Genomic DNA, 17549 nt, shown 5'->3' with positions numbered 1-17549 from the left:
CGTCACCCAGAACCGCCTCCGCCCCGCAGAAAACCCCGCTTCCTCCGGACGGGAACCCGTAATGAACGAGCGCACCGATCACGCTCACACCGCCAACTCCCGCGCCCACACCGCCCACCAGACCGCCCGCCTCGCCGAACTCCTCGACCTGCTCTTCGAGCAGGCCCGCCACGACATCCCCGCCCCTTTGGTGCCCGCCCCGCAACTGCGGGCGATGTGCGTCATCGACGGCCAGGACCACATCCCCATGCGCACCCTCGGCCGCCGGCTCGCCGCCGCGCCGCCCTCCGTGTGCCGGCTCGTCGACCGCCTCCAGGCCCTCGGCTTCGTCCAGCGCCACCCGCACCCCGACAGCGGCCGCGAAGTCACCCTCACGCTCACCCCCGCGGGCCGCGCCCATCTGGGCCGTGTCCGCCAACGCCGCGAACACCTGCTGGCAGAGGCCCTTGACGGGCTGCCCGCAGTCGAGCACTCCAGCCTGAGCACCACCCTGGACACCCTCCACCGCGCCCTGACCGGCCGGCCCGCACTGCGCTCCGTCACCCCCGGCCCCACCCTGCTGCCGGCCGCTGCGCACGGTCCCGACGGCGCACGCACCGCCTGACCGAGCTGCTCCCCGGTGCGGCGGGTGGCGTCAGGGAGCGGCCGGGACGGCCAGGGCCTCGGCGATCGAGGGCGCCACGGCGAAGAGGGCCCCGGCGCCCGTGAGCGCCAACCGGCCCGCCAGGTGTGCCCCGAGCGGGCCCACCAGTACGACGGGACGCTGCGTACGGGCGTGCAGCAGGAGCCCGACGAGGTCCCAGCCGCCGAAGAGCAGGCCGCTGAGGTCCACCACGAGCGCCGTCCCCTCGGCCGCGGTGCGCTCGAAATGACCGGCCAGGGCTTCGGCGTTCCATGCCTCGGCGGTGCCGGTCAGGGTGAGGATGCAGGCAGGCGGAATGTCGTTCCGGCCGTGTCGCACGGTCAGCCCGTCGTCAAGACGCTCTGCGCAATCCCCCACGTACGGAGCATGTCAGACCCCGGCGGGTCCGGCGCAGAATCAGGCGGGGCACAGGCGTTCCCCATGCGTAACTGGTGGGCGGCGGTGTCCCGTAGCCGACCAAGGGTTGTCCGGTGACCGAGCTCGCCCCCCCCGGGGAACCGGGCAGCTGAACCCCTTTGCTACGGTGCGCCGATGTCATCGATCAGGCAGTTCCAGGTCACCTTCGACTGCGCGGAACCCGAGCGGTTGGCCCGTTTCTGGTGCGAGGTGCTGGGTTACGTCGTTCCGCCCCCGCCGGAGGGGTTCGCCACGTGGGACGAGTTCAAGGGCGCGCAGCCTCCGGAGGAACGGGACGCCTGGTTCGCCTGCGTCGACCCTTCGGGCGTCGGCCCCCGGCTGTACTTCCAGCGCGTCCCCGAGGGGAAGGCCGTCAAGAACCGGGTCCATCTCGACGTGCGGGTCGGCACCGGGCTCGTGGGCGAGGAGCGCCTCGCCGTGCTGGAGGCCGAGTGCGCACGGCTGGTCCCGCTCGGGGCGGTCCACGTGCAGACGCTGTACGACGGCGATGACTCGTGCATCCCGATGCAGGACATCGAGGGCAACGAGTTCTGTATCGACTGAATCACCTGAGCGGCCTCGAAATCGGCGGGGGCGGTACGGCGGGCGCGAAGAGCCCTCCCGCGACGAGCGGAACCGAGAGTGCCGCAGGCAGGCGGGCTCCGCTCACGCCTCGGGCTTCGCGCCCTCTGCGCGGGTCTCCGGGTCCAGCCGGCGGGCCAGGTGCGCCAGAACTCCCCGGCGGGGCACGGTCGTAACCAGGAACACCACCGCCGCGACCGCGCCACCCAGTGCGCCGCCGAACAGGTTGAACAGACAGAAGGCGATCGCGGCCCAGGCAACGGCGAGCGCCGTGAGGGTGCCGCCGAGGCTGAGGGCGAACAACGTGCTTGAGCGGCGGCCTCCTCGTACGCCCCAGGTGCCTTTCGGCGGACGACCATCGGTTCCGGCGAACCAGCGGGAGCCGATGACCAGCCCCGTGGTCCCGGCCACCACCGCCATGATCCCGAGCGTCAGGGCCAGTTCGGTGCCGAGCCACAGCCACACGTGGTCGAGGACGTCATCCGCCTCGCCCCACCGGTGAAAGACGCGAGGGTCGGTCTCCAGGAACCTCTGGTACCCGCTCCCGTCCCAGCCGTGGACCATGACGAAGACGAACAGGGAGCAGCTCGCCGCGCCCTGAACGAGCGCCAACCGCGTGCGGCCGCGGCGGACCAGCCGTCGCGTGACCGTGAAACCGAGCATCCCGAGGACGAGCAGGGACGCCGCGAACAGGGCAGTGGGCCAGCCTGTCATGGTGATGCCCGCGTACATGGTCTCCCAGCCCGGGAACCTCCACAGCAGCCACAGCTCGCACGGGACGAAAAGCAGTGCGAAGTACGCGAGGGCCACTGCGAAATGGTGCGCCCCGCCACGGGCGCCCTCCGCGTCGCGCCGCGCGTGTACGGGGGGCCGGGCACCCTCAGCGTCGCGCCCCGCGTGCACGGTGTGCCGGGGGTATGCGGATCGGCGCACGCACAGAGCCAGTGCGGCTCCGGTCGCGTAGGCGAAGAACCCGTCAGCCTGGACCATCGTCGACTCCCGTAAGACCTTGTGGGCCCGCTTCGGACCGTGGGGTGTGCCCGGCAGGGCCGTCAGGTGGAGGGAAGGGGGCGATCGTCCAGCCCTCCTGAGGGGAGAGCTGTGCGCGTAGCTCCGCCGGCGGGTCGATTCCGTAGTGGGCGAAGGCTTCTCCCGGAGTGAGGACCACCTCCCGCTCGGCGGGAACCTTGAACAGCACCGGTGCCATCACCCTGGCCGCGGTAGGTGCGATCGACCCGATCACCCGCAATTTGGCGGCGGGCTTCTTCTCCAGGCGACGGAAGAGGAACCGGCAGAGGCCTGTGGCCAGGGATCCGACGATCCGGGGCTGACGAAAACCGCCCAGTTTTCGGGCCCAGCCAGGAAGCGAGGAAATGACGGCGGCACGTCCGACTCCGGCCAGCAGCCATTCCAGTGGCAGGAGATACCGCGGAACCGGGGGAGCGATCTCCCTGAAATCCACCATGTGGTGCATGGCGTTCCGCGACACCTCGCTGACGGCCGCATGGCCTCTTTTCTGCTGGAAGTAGAGTTCCACCTCGGCCCGGTTCCGTGGTACCGCTGCGGAGTCGACGGTCTGGAGCTCGGAAAACACGGCGCACTCTGCCCAGTAGCGGTTCTCGTCCTCCTCGGAGAGCTTGCCGGGCCCGAACTGCTCGTAACAGACGAGCCTGGAGTGCCATGCGCAGAGCAGGATCCACATCTGGCTGCGGGGACTGTTGGCGTCGTAGCGCAGGCCCGACAGCGGCTCGACCCCCTGACCGAACCGAAGGTGGATCCTGACGAGCGTGGCCGAGGACACGGTGGCGGCAGCGGAATCGCCTGCGATGACCGTGTAGAAGTACTGCAGGGTGTTGGCGGCGCGACCGCGGGGATTGTTGATGATCTTGCCGGTCCCGGCGGTGGCGGCGGCCAGGCCGAGGTCGAGCTGTTCCATCGTGACCGACCGCGAGAACCCCATCAAGGTGCTCCCGATATGGCCCCAGACCCGCCACGAGACCGAATCGGGACCGAAGAACCCGTAGTCGCGCGCCGGTTGGACATCTGCTGCTCGGTACTTCACAGGGAACCACCCAAACTGTGACGATTGAGCCCGGGATGCTTGCTGTTCGATGCCACGACCGCCCGATTCGGCGGTAGGTCTCACCGCCCCGTACGTGCGGAACCCGCGCAGGTGTCGGCTTCGGTCGGGGCGCCCGGCGCCGGAATTCCGGCCGGGCCGGACGTGGCCGAATACGGTGAGGCGGTACGGGAGGCAGGGCCGGAGGCGACAGGCGTGCCGCAGACGGGCGGCGTCCGCTCGCACGGCTCCAGCACCGGTAGGCAGTCCTCACCCACTCCCGTCCCGGTGTTGTCCGGCGTGGCGTTCGGCCCGCTGTCCTGCCGGCCCGGTTCCGCCGGTGTCCGTGCCACCAGTTCCGGGGCCCCGGAGGGCTGTCCGGCCGGTGCGCAGGAAGCGCCGGCGGGCGACGGATCAGCGAGTGCGACCGGCAGGGAAACCGGAGGCGAGTGCGTGCCGCGAGGTGTCTCCTGCGAGGGAGCGGCACCTTGCGGTTCACGGGAGGTGGGTGGACTCGCGGATGCTGAAGGTGTCCCGCCGGGGGCCGTAGCCGCCGGTGAGGGCGGTTCAGGAGGCCTTGTCGGCCAGGCAGGCCCTCCGGTGCTCGCCGTCGTGGGGAGAACGATGGTGACGCCCTGCGGGGAGGCCGGCGCCGGGTGCTGGATCCGGTACCCCACGGCGGTCAGCAACCCGGCCAAGGAGACCACGAACGCGGTGATCATCTGTCGTACGGACATGGAAACCCTTTTTCTCGCGACCGGGGGTCACGAATTCTTGCAACCGGGGGTCATGAGCTTGCCCGCGAGGCCATGAATTTCCTCGCACCTATGGGTCATGAACTGAGCTGCTCGAAGTAGCGCCGGGTAGCCCGAAGGAAGTCGACGAGGCCGGAGAATAGATTCTGCGTCGCTTCGGCAAATGATTCCGGGACGGTGAGAATCAGGTAAAGAGTGGTGATGAAGAGTAGCCAGAAGATGGGGCTACGGCCGCGCAGAAACACTTTTCCTCCTGCTGCTTCGGGAATTCCGAACATTCTGATCGTGATATCCCGATATCACGACGCTAGGGGAAATTCTCATCCCTCACAACGAGTACTTTTTTACTGGTACTCGGGGCGCCGCACCTCAGGCGCGCAGGGCTTCCACCAGTGACTGGCGCACCCGGTCGGCCTCCGTACGGATCTGTGCGGGGTCCCAGTCGCGGGTGTCCACCGGGGGCAGGATGGTGACCTCGATCCGGCCGGGCCCCAGGGTGAGCCCCTTCCGGGTCATCACGTCCGTGGCGTTGTGGATCGCGATGGGAACCACCGGTACGCCGGCGCGCGCGGCGATGCGAAACGCACCGCTGCGGAACGGCCCGACGTCTGGGGTCAACGACCGCGTGCCTTCCGGGAGTACGACGACGGAGCGGCCCGAGGCCAGCCGACCCGCCGCGGCGTCCAGGAACTCGGCCGACCGGGGTGGCCCGTCACGGTCGACGAACAGCGTGTCCGCGAACCGCAGACACGCCCCCATCACCGGGACGCGGCCCAACTCGCGCTTCGCCACGGCGCACCAGTCGCCCTCGACGAGCCGTGCCAGCACAAGGGGGTCCAGCGGGCTGGTGTGGTTGGCCACGTACACCGCGGGCCCGGCGGGGGCGGGTCCGCCCCCGTCCCGGACCACCACCTCCACGCCCGCGGCCCGCAGGACCAGGGCGCTGCCCAGCCGCTTGGTGCCGGCGGTGACGGCACGTGGCTCGCACCCGGCACCCGCGGCGCCCGCCGCGGCAGCGAGAGCGAGTGTTGCCGCGCCCGCGGCGGCCACCGTCGCCCGTACCCGGCCGAGGGCCGAGCCCCGGGCGCCGTCGACCAGTACCGCGGGCCAGCCCCTGTTCACCGCCTCCGCCGACAGGGCGGCCTTGGGGCGCACGACCCTGGGCCGGCCGACCGCCCCGAGCAGAGGAAGGTCCTCGTAGCCGTCGCAGTACGCGTAGCTGTCCGCCAGCTCCACGCCGCGGCGGCGTGCGTGCGCCTGTACGGCCTCCAGCTTGTCCGTTCCCGAGCACAAGGGTGGCGGTGTGTCGGTGACCACGCGCCCGCCCTTCACCGGGACGGGGGTGCAGAGAAGTTCGGAGACCCCCAACGCCCGTGCCAGCGGCGCCACTTGGCTGTGGCTCGCCGCGGTTGCCACACATACCGAGTGTCCGCGGGCCTGGTGGGCACGGACCAGTGCCCACATGTCGCGGTCGATCGTCGGGGCGATCTCCTCCACGAAGACCCGTTCGCTCAGCACCGCCAGTTCGTCCTCGGTACGCCCGTGCCAGCAGGCGGCCGCCGCGGCGCCCAGCCGGGCGGCGGCGCGGGTTTCCACGCCCGAGCGGGCCCGCCACAGGTCGGCGGCGACGCGGTGCGGCGGCGCGGAGGTCAGCGCGTGCCAGGCCTCGGCGGGCCACTCCCCGTGGCGCAGCCGGTTGACGCAGAAGGCCCAGGAGGAGTGGCCTCGGATCAGGGTGCCGTCGAAGTCGAAATAGGCCCCGGTGGCGGGGCCGGGGGGCGACTTGTCGATGGCATCCAGCAGTTCGCGCCTGGTGAGTGTGGCCGGCGTGGTGAGGGGGGTCGGCCTGGTCATCGGGGTCCTCCGTGGGGCAGGCCGGACTCGGGGGCCGCGTCCGCGTCCGCGCGCTGCCGGGCGAGCGTCAGCAGGTCGGCGTGGAGCTGGCGGGCCTCGGTATGTGCGTACCGGCGTCGCTGAGCCGCTTCGAGACCGGGCTCCAGCAGCCCCGACCGCCGCACGTCCAGCAACAGGGACCGGTAGAAACCCGGAGCGCGCGGCGGGACCGGTGGGAGGCCCACGGCACTGTCCGCCCAGGACCTGGCGCGGGCGAGCACGCGGGTGAGCACCAGGTCGACGTCGACGGGAAGGCCGTGGGGCTGCTGTGCCAGTTCCTGGAACGCCAGGAGCTGTCCCGCCGACACGTCCGCCAGCACGGCGGGCGCGATGAGCGACCCCGCGGGAACGAGCGGGGCCGGGAACGTCCACGGGCTCTCGTCCGCGCCGCTCGTGGGCGTGGCGAGCCGCTTCAACTCGACCACCGCCGTCGCCAGGAGGCCCGGCTCGACACCGAGCCCGGTCCCGGTCGCGGTGGCGCTCAGCACACCCCGCAGTTCCTGTACGGCCGTGTCCCACGCGCCCGCGGTCTCCACCCGGGAGGCACGGAGCGCGGCGACCTCCGCCGCGGCTCGCGGCCACAGCCAGTGGATGCCCTGGTTGCGGTACAGGGTGGCCACCGCACGGTGTTCGTGGACGCGCCTGTGCAGCACGGGGGCCGTCGCGGGGCGGGACAGTGCGCGCGCCCGCGCGCTGTCGCCCGGAGCCGCCGGCCGCTGCCCCGGGACGGTGTCCTCCGCATCGGGCGGGGACGCGACCGGCGGGGACGCATCGGGCGGGGACGCGACCGGCGGGGACGCGACCGGCGGGGACGCGACCGGCAGGGACGCATCGGGCGGGGACGCGACCGGCAGGGACGCATCCGGTGGGGACGCGTCGACCCCCCTGAGCGACACCGCCCCCACGTCCCGCAGCCGGAGCAGGATCTCCCGTACGCCCCGCTCGGTACGCAGGTGCTGGGTGTCGAGTGTCGGGGCGCCCGACCGTTCCACCGCCTCCAGGAGCGGTTGCGTCATCCGGTGCACCTGCGCGGTCGTGCAGCCCGGTCCCGCCGCCGACACGGCGAGAGCCACCAGCGCCTGCCCGGTGACGGGAGTGACCTGGCAGAGTGCGCGGCGCACCTCCCGCGCCAGGACCCGTGCGCCGGAGGCGTCGGTGAGCGCACCGCCCCGGTGCCCGACGTAGGCACCGACCGACAGCGGGGGCGCGAACCGCACCTGGACCACCCCCCGGGTCCGGCGCTGCGCGCGGACGTAACGCCAGAACCAGCGCAGGGATTCGGGGCGTTTGGGCTGCCCCAGCTCCTCCCCGGCGAGCACGGCCGCGTCCGGCAGGACGGAGCTGGACAGGGCGACGGGGACGAGCCAGACCTGCTTGCCCGGGTTGTCGCGCACCGCGGCCACGGTGTGCTCCAGCAGCCCGTACCGGGGCGGGCCCGGCAGCCCCGTACGGGACCTGCCGCCCTCCTGGTACCACTCCAGCGTCTCGCCGCTGTCGACGAGATGGCGCAGATAGAGCCGCAGCGCGCTGCGGTAGTCCTCGTCGGCGGGCGAGGCGCGGCGCAGGAAGACCACTCCGGCACGGGCGGCGAGCGGGGCGAGGAGGGGAAGCCGCAGATTGTCACCGGCGAACCAGAGCGGCCGGGGCCTGCCGCAGTCCCGCAGGGCCTGGGAGACGAACAGCGGGTCCATGTACGCCTGGTGCTGCGGGAGGAAGATCAGGCAGGCGTCGCTCGCGGCCGGTCCGCGCAGCATCCGCCGGTCCTCGTCGAGGATCTCCACCCGCCAGAGGGGCACGAGTGCGCGGCGCATGGCACGCGCGAAGAGGTCGGTCCACGGCGCCCCCCGCGTGGCCACCAACTCGCGCAGGCACCGCCGCACGCGGCGGCGCGCGTCGACGGCGTCGGCGCCGGTGCGCATGGACAGTGCGCGGATCTCGCGGGACGCCTGGGGGTGCCGCAGGACGGCGTCCACCAGGGCTGTGCGTCGGCGGTTGAACATGCGGTGCTTCTTCCTGTTCGCCGGGTGGGGTCGGGAACGCGAGTGCCGGAACGGCGTGTTCGCCGAGGGCGCGGGGCGTGCGTGCGACGGGCGCGTGCGGGTGGCCTGGCGGCCGGGCGTCACACGGGTTGTGAGACCAGTCCACCGAGCGCGGGTGTCCCGCCCTCTCGGGTTCGCGCCTCGCCCGTGTCCAGGCCCGCGAATCGGCTGCGGACTCCGTGCGTCCAGGCCGTGTCGGGCCCCGAGAAGTTCCGGGCGAGCACGGCGTCGAAGGTTCCCGTCGGCCGCGGCAGCCCCCGTACGAGTGCCAGGAGCAGCGCGTCGTCCGCATCGAGGCCCCCGGGTGCCGCGAACCGGGCCGCACGGCCCCGCGCGTCGTCCAGCGCGGCGGAGACGACGACCGCGGGCGGCGGGGGGACCAGGGCGAGCGCCGACAACGCTGCCGCCACGGCGGCGGTCGCGTCCTCGCGGAGCGCGGCAGGGGGAAGGGCCGTCGCCACATGGTGCGTCGTGGCGACGCGCAGGGCGCCGAGGGCGACGTGTTCCTCCAGCCCGTCGGCGCACCGCACCGGCCGGAAGAAGACCGGGTGTACGGGCACCCCGGCGCGGACGGCCTCGCCGAGCACCGTCCGCCACTGCTCGCCGTCCGACCGCTCACGGCCGGCTGGCACGACCACGTCGGCGCCGTGCGCGAGATGGGTCAGCACCCGCTGCGTCAAGGAGGCCCTGTCCGACGCGCACGGACAGCGGCGCATGTCGATGCGGGTGCCCGGGGCGTCGTAGAGGAGGCTCAGCAGTCCCCGAGTGGCGTGAGAGGGCGTGGGAAGCAGCGTGTTCTGCCCGCGCAGGGCGGAGTTGACCGCCGCGAGGACCAGCGGGGCGGGCTCCTGGTGCGGGCCGCAGAGATAGAGCCGCCCGGGGGAGGGGGCGCGGGCCGGCCGGCGCGGCCCGACCAGGTCCTGCGACAGGCACACGCCGCCGAGGAAGCCGTGGATCAGTCCTGACAGCAGGTCCAGGGCCGGCCAGTCGGCGCCGTTCTGCGCCGCCCACCACGCGGCGGGGCGGGTGAGGTCGAGCGAGGGGGGAGCGGCGTCGCGGACGCGCACACTCCCGTCGGCGCGCCGCACGGAGAGGTGGTGCGTGGTCATGGGCAGGTTCGGGGCGTGGGCCCCCGTCGCGGCGTCGGTCACCAGGCGGGGGTGGATCGCGCTGCGCCGGGCGACGTGCTCCCGTACCGCGACCGCGCGGGGGAGCTCCTGCTTCGTCGTGCCGTCCGGCAGCCCGAAGACGTGCGTCATCGTACGGGGGAACCAGTCGATGGACCGCAGGTCGTCGACGGCCAGTTCGGTGACGGGGCCGCGCACCCTGCTGAGACCCTCGCCGGGCAGGTTGGCGTCCCCGCGCAGGAAGGCCACGCGGTCCTCGAAGGGGTGCTGGGCCAGCCGTCCCAGGTCCAGCAGACGCACCTCCAGCCGCATGGTGATCAGCGGGCTCCGGCCCCGGTAGAGCCCGAGGTCGAGCATCGGCCGGGCCGTGTCGTCGTCCGCGAGGCCCGCGTACCGTGCCTCGGCGCGCACCGCGCCGTCCGTCGGGAGGGCCGCGTACCGGTGCAGGTGCACGAACCGGCGGGGATAGCCGACGTGACCGGGCGGGATCCGGGGGTCCCACCTCTCCAGTTGCTGGAACGGGACGATGTGCAGCGCCCCGTCCAGGAGGCCCGGGTGCAGGGTGCTCTCCGGCACCGTGCACCGGCGCGCGTCGAGCACCCCGCTGCTGCCGGTGTCCGCCATGCGCAGTGCGACCAGTGAGTGGAACGCGGGTCCGTGGAAGAGGTGGCCCGCCTTGTAGGGCAACGAGAGCACCGGGCGGGAGCCGGACAGGGGCACGGGGGCCGCGGGCGGGGGCGGCGGTTCGTGGCGGGCCTTCGCCCGTGCGACCCGCTCGTACCGGGAGAGCGCGGGCCGCCCCGCGTCGCGCCAGGCCAGCAGTTCGACGTCGGCGCCGTCCTTCGTGGCCCGTACCTCGGTCAGCAGGGGACGCGGGCCGCGCACCACCACCCAGGTGTCGAGCACCAGGTCCTCCAGCGAGTGGCAGGGGCGGCCGGTGTGCCGCTCGGCGGCCGAGGCCAGGAGGTCGGCGATCACGGTGCCGGGTACCGAAGGGTCGGCGAAGGTCGGCCGGTGGTCGCGGAGCCAGGTGTCGACGGCCGGGTCGAGGGTCCTGGCGGCGAAGTGGCCCGGCAGCGTGGGAGCTTCGGTGTCCAGCACGAGCAGGGTGATGTTCTTGACGTGGTAGGCCCACTTGCCGTCCACGGCGAGCCAGCCGTCGGCGACGGCGTAGCGCCCCTGCGCCGTCTCACCCGTCTCGGTGATCTCCACCCGGAAGTGGACACGCTGCGACGCGGGGGTGACCTGTCCCCGGTACTTCCACGTCAGCGGCTTGCCGATGTTCACCGCCTCGAAGCGCGGTGCGCGCATTCCGGCACCGAAGTCCTTGTCGATCAGCAGGACGCGCAGCAGCTGGTACAGGCCTTCCACGCCGAGTGAGCCCGGTTGCACGGGGTCCTGGAAGAAGTGCGCCTTGAAGTACCAGTCGTCGGCGCTGACGTTCTTCTCGCCGTGGATGCTGCCCAGTCCGGCCGCGCCTCCGTGGACGTCGCGGTGGGTGGCCTGCTGGGGCACCACAAGGCGACGGTGCCCGATGGTCAGAGGGCCTTCGCAGTACGCCTCGGGCCGGGTCGTGAGGTCGACGGGGGCGGGCCCGTCGGGCGCGTCCTGCTGCGCCGTGCCGTCGGCGGAGGCGGGCGCGGGCAGACCACCCCCGGACTCGAAGGCGCCGGCCGGGAAGTACCCGAAGCTGGTGGTGCAGCGCAGTACCGGCACGCCGTCGGCGAGACACTCCACGTCGAAGAAGGTGAGCACCATGTCGTTGGCCACGGTGTGCCCGGTGAGCTTGACCCGGGTGCGTACCGTCCGGGCGCCTTGGTCCACGGCCGCCAGGAGTGTCGTGGCGCCGTCCAGGTTGCGGAAGTGCAGATCGCGCCCGTTGTTCGGGGCGCAGCCGGTGAACTGGGCGAGCCAGCCGCAGGGTTGCAGGGCGATCTCCATGAGGACGGCCGACGGGAGGGTGCCGCCGCTCTCCCGCCAGTACCAGGCGTCCGGGCGCAGGTCGAACTCGACCTCAGTCCAGCTGCCTTCCGTCGGCCGAGCGGCCTGCGCCCCGAGCGCCACGACGCGGTCCATGCACAGGTACGGCGGCCCCGGCAGCCGTGGGATCCTGCGGCCGTCGTCGTCGCCGACGAAAGCCGGCCCCAAGTACTCACCCGCCGCCCCCCAGACCAGGCCCAGCATGTACTCGCGGTCCAGCGGCCTGCCCTCCAGCACGTACGCCGCACCCTGAGGCTCCACCACGGCCAACTCGCGCGGGTCCACGGGCATCGGGGGGCACTGCTCCGCCGGCAGCGCGCGTGCCTGGCCCTGCCAGTGGGCGAGCGGGGTGTCGGGGACCAGCCGCAGGGCGAGCCCCGAGGCGTGGAAGGACGCCCTGCCGTCGACGGTGCACAGCAGGTCGGCACGGAGCACGGGCTCCGGTCCGTCCTCCACCTCGGTGACGAAGAGTTCGTAGACCAGGAGCGAGTTGCCCGGCACCGCCTGCCCCCGGCACCGCATGGGCGACGTCTCCTCCCGTACGGGCTCGAAGCGCCAGCCGTCCCGGGAGGTGGTGAGGCCGAGGGCGGCCAGGTGGAAGGCCATGGCCTGGTACCCGCCTTCGAGCATCAGGGTGCCCGGCATGCACGGGTCCTCGTGGAAGTGCCCGTCGAAGAACCAGTCGGTGCGGGTGAGGTCGAGTTCGGCGCGCAGGTAGCCCGCCCCGGTGGGCCCGCCCCGCGGAGCGAAGTCCGTTACCTCGTCGAAGAGTTGGAGGTAACCTCCGCTGGTGCGCGGGGTCCGCAGGTGGGTGCGCGTGAGTTCCCACTCGGGTCCGAAGCAGTCGGCCGGGCTGCCCTGTGTGAAGGCCCGCACCTGGCCGGCCGAGAACGCCCGCGGCGCTTCTCCGTCCGGCGGCAGCGGCCCCGGCCTGACGGCCGGGGGCAGCTCCGACGGCTGCCACAGGATGCCCGCGGAATCCGCCAGCTCCTCGTCGGTGAAGAAGCCCGCCTGGCCGTTGCGTACCCGGATCCGCAGCTCGTCCTCCACCCAGCAGTCGTACTGGAAGAAGAAGAGGCGCACACCCGCGTGTTCGGCGTGTCCGGTGATCTCGATGCGGTAGGTGAGTGTCTCGCCGGGCGTGGGGAGCGGCCCGTGGAAACTCAGGTCGCAGCCCAGCAGCCGGTAGACACGGTCGTCGACGGGACCGAGGTTCACGCCGAGCCAGCTGATCAGCAGGAGGTCGGCCTGTCCCGCCTCCACCATCAGCGCCGGAGGCATGCGCCCGGCGGGATCGAGGTACCAGGCGTCGGGCGTGACGTCGGTCTGCGTCCAGATCACCCCGGTGCCCATGGTGCCCGGCTCGGCGTCGATGGAGGTGACGCGGTCGACGAGCAGCATGGGCGCTTTGGGCAGCCGGGTCTGCCGACGGCGGCCGTCCTGCACGCGGAACTGCCGGCCGAACAGGTGTGACACCGGCTTCTCGGCAAGGTATTCGAGCTGCGACCGGTCGAACAGAACCGGCGAGGCGCCTGGTGCGGCGGGCCGGTGAGGGGGCTCGGGGGTGGGTGCGCCCGGGGGGAAGGGTTGTGGTGTGTTTTTGGTGCTGGCGGGCTCGGACGTGTCGGCGGTGGGGGACCCGGGCGCGTTGGGGGTGGTGGTCGTTGGGGCGGGGGGTGTGGCGGTGGTCGTTGGTGCGAGCGGTGTTGCGGTGGAGACGGTGGCCGTCGGGGCGGTGGCTGTCGCGGGCTCAGGTTGATTCGCGGGCCCGGGGCGGTTCGCGGGTGCGGGTGCCGTTGCGGTGGCGTGTTCGCGCGCGTGCGCGGTGGTGGGGCGGGGTGTCGCGCGGGCGGGCGAGGGCTGTGGCGCGGGTGCCCGGTCCCGCTCGGTACCGTGGTTCTGCTCGGTACCGCGGTCCCGCTCGGCACCGTGGTTCTGCTCGACACCGCGGTCCCGCTCGACACCGCGGTCCCGCTCGGCACCGCGGTTCTGCTCGGTACCGCGGTTCTGCTCGGTACCGCGGTCCCGCTCGGCACCGCTGTCCCGCTCGGTACCGCCGTCCTGCTTCTGTTCGTCCGCCCGGGGCCGTGACCCTCCCGTCGATACGAGAACGGTTCGGGCGGCCGTGGCGAGGTGGGTGGGCGGTGGCGAGAACTGCGCGGTCAGAGCCTGGTGGTCCACCTCCAGCCCGGCCGCGACCAACTGCGCGGTGACGTCGAACACCTGGGTGAGGGAGCGCTCCGGCGACGCGTCCATTGCCACCGCGAGGTGCTCCCTGCCCTGCAGCGTCTCGCCGATCCAGTTCGTGCAGACCTGCTTGGGGCCGTGCTCCACGAACACGCGAGCACCGCGCGCGTAGGCCTCGGACACGGCTTCCGCGAATTCCACGGTGCCGGTGGCCTGCGCCGTCAGCGCGTCGGCCAGGGAGTCCTCGGTCGGTGACAGAGGAGTGCCTGTGTCGCAGGCGTAGAAGGAGACGCCGGGCAGCGGGCTGAGCGGACGGTGGTGGAAGGCCCGCCAGGCCGCCGCGACCTCCTTCACCTCGGGCGCGTGCACCGCCACGTCGTACGCCAGGCGGAAGGCGTACTTGGGCCGCAGCCGCTTCAGCACCCGCTCGCAGCCGGCCTCCTCGCCGCCGATCGTGCAGCTGTGCGGGCTGTTGACCGCACCGAGGTGCACGGCCTCCTCGCCGGCCAGCGCCTCCTCCACCTGCTTGCGCGACGCCCCGACCACATGGGTCGCCCACCGTTCGCCAGTGATTCCCCTCCTGCGCCACTGGGCGCGCACGGTGGTGCACGGGCCGGTCAGCGCGCCCGCGAACAACGGGTCGGTGACGGAGTCGGCGATCAGTGACTCAAGCCGCTGCCAGTACCCGAGCGCGATCAACGCACTTGTCGCGCCCGACGAGTAGCCGATGACGTCCCTCGGCCGCAATCCCAGCACGTCGCGGCTGAGCGACGTGTGCACCGCGCTCAGGGTGGACGCCGCCCAGATCCGCTGCATGGCGGTCAGTTCCCCGGCGTGGTCCCGGTCGAACAGCCACTGCACCAACGGCCCCAGCGGTCCGCCGCAGCGCTCCGCGAGCGCGCTCAGGGAGCCGGGCAGCGCCAGCATCAGTGACCGGCCCATCTCCGGGTAGGCCGCCGCGCCGCCGGTGTAGACGAAGGCGACCGTGCCCTCCAGCGGCTTCTCCCGATGGTGCACCCCCACCGGGCGCACCCCGCCCTCACGCAGCCAGCGGGTCGCGTCCGCCACCCGTGCGCACAGCTGACTCTCCCCCTGGGCCTGGACGACGAGCCGCGCGGGGCCGTCCCCGCCCTCGTGGTAGGCGGACGCGTTGTCCAGGAGCGTGGCCGTTCCGGACCCCCGGTAGACGTGCAGCCGCGGGGGCGGCTCGGTGAGAACGGCACGAGGCGCAACTGCCGCCGCCCGCAGCCGCAGGCGGTGGGTCTCGCCCGTCCCGGCCGGCCGCACCACGACGTCCGCCACGCGTTCCCCCAGCCACGGACAGGCAGCCGTGCCGGGCCGGGGCAGCAGTGCGCGGTCGAGGCAGACCACGGCGACGGCGACGGACACCAGGGCGTGGGCGCAGTCCGCGTGGCCGAGGAGTTCGGCCACGTCCAGGGCGGTGCGCCGCGAGTCCTGGTGGGCCGGGACGTCCCCCACCGTCAGCGGAGCGGCGTCCGCGTCGGCGTTCAGCACCTCGGGTGCGACGGTGGCCGGAGCGGGGGCGTCGGGCAGCAGGGCGAGTACGTGGTCCCCGTCGCGCGCGGCCAGGTCGGCGCGCTTCAGTACGAGTACCACGGCCGCGTCGACCGGTTCCGCCGGCCGGTCGAGCGCCGTCAGCACGTCGCGGTGGAACGGTTCGTCGGGAGTCGCCACCGCCCCGACGATCGCGGCGTCGCTCTCGCCCGCCCGGATCGAGCGCGCGGCCAGCCGCAGTGCGGCCAGGCCCGACGCCTCCCGGTCCGACATCGCGAAACCACTGCTGGTGAGGTCCAGGGAGACGTTGATCTGGTTGGCGAGCGTGGCCGCGGTGTGCCGCAGCACGGTGTTCGCCGTGAGCGGCCCGGACCCTGCGCCGCCCGGTTCCGTGCCGGAGGCCTCGCCGGGCGCGCCAGGGGCCGTGCGTCCGGCCTGGGCGGGCCCTGCTCCGGTGCCGGGGTCCTCGGCTGCCGCGTCCGGTGCGGCCGTGTCGGTGCCTTCGGCGTACAGCGTGTTCCAGCGCCGCCGGTACTTGACGGTTTCCGGCGTCGCCTCCACGCCCACCAGCACCAGCGTGTGCGCCCGCGGCAGCCGGATCCCGGCCGTCGCCTCCTGGCAGGCGCTCATGAGCAGGGCGTGGTGGGGCAGGCCCTCGGCGTAGTCGGTGGGCGGGAAGTGCAGTCCCTGGAGCGCGAGTTCGACCTGCGCCGGAGCCGTGGAGCGGTCCCGGTCGCCGGTGGCGAGGCGGCGCACCAGGTCCTCGACCGACCGGCCGCTCGCCACGCGCGCGCCCAGGCCGACCACCGCGATGTCGGCCGACCCGGGCGGGCCGCTCTCGGACGCCCCCCGGCGCGGGGCGTCGGGCTGGGCGGCGGAATCGCGGGCGGGAGGCACGGGGTCGGAGTGCACTGCGCGGTCCGGTTCTGTGGGCATCACGGGTCCTCTCTGCTGGGGCAGGTGCGGGCGGGGAGTCACCGCGCGCGTCGTGGGGTGCGCGGCCTGCGGCGGCCGAGTTCGAGCGGGCGGGTGTCCGGTGGGCGCCGAGCGGTCGGCGGGCGGGCCTTCGAGTACGAGGTGTGCGTTGTTTCCGCCGAACCCGAAGGCGCTGAGCCCGGCGAGCCGCGGCCCTGTCCACGGCTCTGGCTCGGACGGCAGCCGGAACGGGCTGTCCTCCAGCGCGCCGGACGGCGTCCGCACCCCGCACACCGGCGGAATGACGCCCTCCGCCAGGGCCGCTGTCAGTTTGAGCAGCCCCACCATCCCCGAAGTGGTCAGGGTGTGGCCGAAGTTGGCCTTGGCCGCACCGATGGGAAGGCTGTCCGCGCCGGCGAACACGCGGGCCGTGCTGTGGATCTCCGCGGTGTCCCCGAGCGGGGTGCCGGTGGCGTGGAACTCCAGGAGGCCCACGTCCTCGGGCGCCAGCTCCGCCTGTTGGTAGGCCTGCCGCATCACGAAGTCCTGGGCGTCCTCGTTCGGAGCGACGAAACTGCCGCGACGGCCGTTGTTGGCCCAGCCGACGCCCCGTACGACACTGAGCACGGGCAGGCCCTCGGCGAGCGCGTCCGCCAGCCGTACGAGGGTGACGAACGCGGCCCCTTCGGCGGGCACCAGGCCGTCCGACGCCTGGTCGAGCGGCCGGCTCCGCCCCTCCAGGCTGAGGGCGGAGAGCGCGGTGAAGCCCACATGGAGGAACAGGTTGTCCGCGTAGCTCGCCCCGCCCGCGACCATGACGTCCGCCTCGTCGTCCTGGAGCCGGTCGCAGGCGATCTTGACGGCGTAGAGCGAGGACGCGCACGCGGCGTCGAGAGTGAGCGCCCCCGCGCCCAGACCGAACAACTTGGCTGTCTGCGCGGCGGGTTGGCCGAAGCAGAAGGCGTTGCGCGGATCGGTGGCAGGCTGGTGGCCGGAGCCCGTGGGCAGCCGTCCCGTCCGCCGGTGGTCCATGACCTGCTGGGCCAACTCGTAGGTGGGGTAGGAGAGGTTGCCCATGACCAGTCCGCTCCTGGGGCTGTTCCTCGCACCGGGTACGGCGGTCAGCGCCGCGTCGACGGCATGGGCGGTCCAGCTGAACAGCGGCGAGAGGCGCGCCGCCTCGTCGTCGCTCCAGCCGATCTCCGAGGGGCGGAAGATCCGGTCGAAGCCCTGCACGTAACCGCCCACGTCGTTGCAGACGCGGTCCTGGGAGGGCCGTACCCGGGAGCGGAGCGAAGTGGGGTCGAGGCCCCATCGCCCTTGTGGGACAGGGGTGATGGCACAGGAACCTGACACCACCGTCTGCCACAGCGCGGCAGGGTCGAGCGCGCCCGGCAGGACGCAGCCGCGCCCTACCACGGCGATCGGCGCAAAACTCATGAATAGCCTCGTTCGTCG

9 protein-coding genes are annotated in these 17549 nt (G+C 73.0%); 2 read left to right on the top strand and 7 right to left on the bottom strand.

Annotation, left to right across the window (positions count from 1 at the left end; genetic code table 11):
- The first annotated feature begins 61 nt into the window (after nucleotides 1-61).
- Complete coding sequence (locus ACIQM4_RS26155; protein WP_401596149.1) at nucleotides 62-604, top strand: MarR family winged helix-turn-helix transcriptional regulator; 543 nt, start codon at nucleotides 62-64, stop codon at nucleotides 602-604.
- A gap of 30 nt (nucleotides 605-634) precedes the next feature.
- Here ACIQM4_RS26155 and ACIQM4_RS26150 read toward each other — a convergent pair whose 3' ends face one another.
- Nucleotides 635-1000, bottom strand: coding sequence for an anti-sigma factor antagonist (locus tag ACIQM4_RS26150; protein WP_401596147.1), 366 nt, complete (start codon nucleotides 998-1000; stop codon nucleotides 635-637).
- A gap of 174 nt (nucleotides 1001-1174) precedes the next feature.
- On the opposite strand from ACIQM4_RS26150, the gene ACIQM4_RS26145 reads away from it, so the two are divergent.
- The gene (locus ACIQM4_RS26145) at nucleotides 1175-1603 is read left to right on the top strand and encodes a VOC family protein (protein WP_401596145.1); all 429 of its coding nucleotides are present in this window, start codon (nucleotides 1175-1177) and stop codon (nucleotides 1601-1603) included.
- 102 nt (nucleotides 1604-1705) lie between these two features.
- Here the strand turns inward: ACIQM4_RS26145 and ACIQM4_RS26140 are convergent, their stop codons facing one another.
- The 6 genes from ACIQM4_RS26140 to ACIQM4_RS26115 all read right to left on the bottom strand — a co-directional run bounded on the left by ACIQM4_RS26140 (nucleotide 1706) and on the right by ACIQM4_RS26115 (nucleotide 17531).
- Nucleotides 1706-2611 (bottom strand): hypothetical protein, encoded by a 906-nt coding sequence (locus ACIQM4_RS26140; protein ID WP_401596142.1) that lies wholly within the window; start codon nucleotides 2609-2611, stop codon nucleotides 1706-1708.
- A complete protein-coding gene (locus ACIQM4_RS26135; protein WP_401596272.1) occupies nucleotides 2598-3683 on the bottom strand; it encodes an oxygenase MpaB family protein in 1086 nt (361 codons plus the stop codon). Before ACIQM4_RS26135 ends, ACIQM4_RS26140 begins: the two co-directional genes overlap by 14 nt.
- A gap of 829 nt (nucleotides 3684-4512) precedes the next feature.
- Nucleotides 4513-4713, bottom strand: coding sequence for a hypothetical protein (locus ACIQM4_RS26130; protein WP_401596140.1), 201 nt, complete (start codon nucleotides 4711-4713; stop codon nucleotides 4513-4515).
- 91 nt (nucleotides 4714-4804) lie between these two features.
- Nucleotides 4805-6289 carry an HAD-IB family hydrolase gene (locus ACIQM4_RS26125; protein ID WP_401596137.1) on the bottom strand — a complete coding sequence of 495 codons (1485 nt, stop codon included), beginning with the start codon at nucleotides 6287-6289 and terminating at the stop codon, nucleotides 4805-4807.
- Nucleotides 6286-8328 carry a 1-acyl-sn-glycerol-3-phosphate acyltransferase gene (locus ACIQM4_RS26120; RefSeq protein WP_401596134.1) on the bottom strand — a complete coding sequence of 681 codons (2043 nt, stop codon included), beginning with the start codon at nucleotides 8326-8328 and terminating at the stop codon, nucleotides 6286-6288. The genes ACIQM4_RS26125 and ACIQM4_RS26120 overlap by 4 nt, the downstream gene beginning before the upstream one ends.
- Nucleotides 8329-8447: 119 nt before the next feature.
- Nucleotides 8448-17531 carry a beta-ketoacyl synthase N-terminal-like domain-containing protein gene (locus ACIQM4_RS26115; protein ID WP_401596131.1) on the bottom strand — a complete coding sequence of 3028 codons (9084 nt, stop codon included), beginning with the start codon at nucleotides 17529-17531 and terminating at the stop codon, nucleotides 8448-8450.
- Nucleotides 17532-17549 lie beyond the last annotated feature (18 nt).

This window comes from Streptomyces sp. NPDC091272, assembly GCF_044757485.1.
GTDB lineage: Bacteria > Actinomycetota > Actinomycetes > Streptomycetales > Streptomycetaceae > Streptomyces.
The sequence above is the reverse complement of the archived record's forward strand: the minus strand, read 5'-3'. Positions and strand labels throughout refer to the sequence as shown.

Coding starts and splice junctions, on each gene's coding strand:
- ACIQM4_RS26125 (WP_401596137.1), bottom strand. CDS start 6,289: ATGACCAGGCCGACCCCCCTCACCACGCCGGCCACACTCACCAGGCGC.
- ACIQM4_RS26145 (WP_401596145.1), top strand. CDS start 1,175: ATGTCATCGATCAGGCAGTTCCAGGTCACCTTCGACTGCGCGGAACCC.
- ACIQM4_RS26115 (WP_401596131.1), bottom strand. CDS start 17,531: ATGAGTTTTGCGCCGATCGCCGTGGTAGGGCGCGGCTGCGTCCTGCCG.
- ACIQM4_RS26140 (WP_401596142.1), bottom strand. CDS start 2,611: ATGGTCCAGGCTGACGGGTTCTTCGCCTACGCGACCGGAGCCGCACTG.
- ACIQM4_RS26120 (WP_401596134.1), bottom strand. CDS start 8,328: ATGTTCAACCGCCGACGCACAGCCCTGGTGGACGCCGTCCTGCGGCAC.
- ACIQM4_RS26155 (WP_401596149.1), top strand. CDS start 62: ATGAACGAGCGCACCGATCACGCTCACACCGCCAACTCCCGCGCCCAC.
- ACIQM4_RS26130 (WP_401596140.1), bottom strand. CDS start 4,713: ATGTTCGGAATTCCCGAAGCAGCAGGAGGAAAAGTGTTTCTGCGCGGC.